Origin of the sequence: Halorubrum sp. Hd13 (assembly GCF_002252755.1) — an archaeon.
Taxonomy (GTDB): domain Archaea; phylum Halobacteriota; class Halobacteria; order Halobacteriales; family Haloferacaceae; genus Halorubrum.
Genome location: NZ_NHOY01000029.1, coordinates 1 through 872, shown reverse-complemented (window position 1 = coordinate 872; position 872 = coordinate 1). Strand labels below are relative to the sequence as shown.

At 77.8% G+C, this 872-nt stretch carries 1 protein-coding gene; it reads left to right on the top strand.

Features of this window, described 5'->3' with window-relative positions; translation table 11 throughout:
* On the top strand, positions 1 to 872 hold an 872-nt coding region (gene mutL / locus DJ81_RS04130), incomplete at both ends, for a DNA mismatch repair endonuclease MutL (protein ID WP_249269074.1).

The window sequence follows — 872 nt, the reverse complement described above, 5'->3', positions numbered from 1 at the left end:
GGTCGACGTCGCGGTCGACGGCGACGGCACCGACCGGATCCGGGTCGCAGACGACGGCCGCGGGATGTCACGCGCGGACGCCCGCCGCGCGGTCGAGCGCCACGCGACGAGCAAGCTCGCTCCCGACGGCGACCCGGCCGGCGTCGACTCGCTCGGGTTCCGGGGCGAGGCGCTGTCCGCGATCGCGGACGCCGCCCGACTCGAACTGACGACGAGCGACGGCGACGCCGTGGGGACGCGGGTCGTCGTCGACGTGGCGGCGGCCGGCGACGGGACGAGGGCCGACGCCTGCGACGGGACGGACGTCGAGGCCTCCGACGCCGGCCGCGCCCGCGGGACCACGGTCGTCGTCGAGGACCTGTTCGCGACCCGGCCGGCGCGCCGGGAGTCGCTGGCGGGCCCGGCCGCCGAGTTCGCGCGGGTCTCGTCGCTGGTCGCCGACTACGCGCTCGCGAACCCCGCGGTCGCGTTCACGCTGGAACACGACGGGTCGACCACGCTGTCGACGCCCGGAACCGGCGTCACGGACGCGCTGTTCGGCGTCTACGACCGCGAGACTGCGAGCCGGTCGACCGAACTGGCGGCGAGCGTCGAGGCCGGCACCGGAGGCGGGGAGCCGCTCTCGGTCGACGTCGCCGGCGCGCTCGCCTACCCCTCGGTGACGCGGGCCTCCCGCGACCACGTCCGGGTGTCGGTGAACGGCCGGCCCGTGCGGAACGACCGGCTCTCGGCCGCGGTCCGGGCCGGGTACGAGCGCCTGCTCCCCGACGGCCGCGAACCGGTGGCCGCCGTCGACGTCGCGGTGCCGCCCGCCCGCGTGGACCCGAACGTCCACCCCGCGAAGCGGGAGGTCGGCCTGCGCGACGCCGACC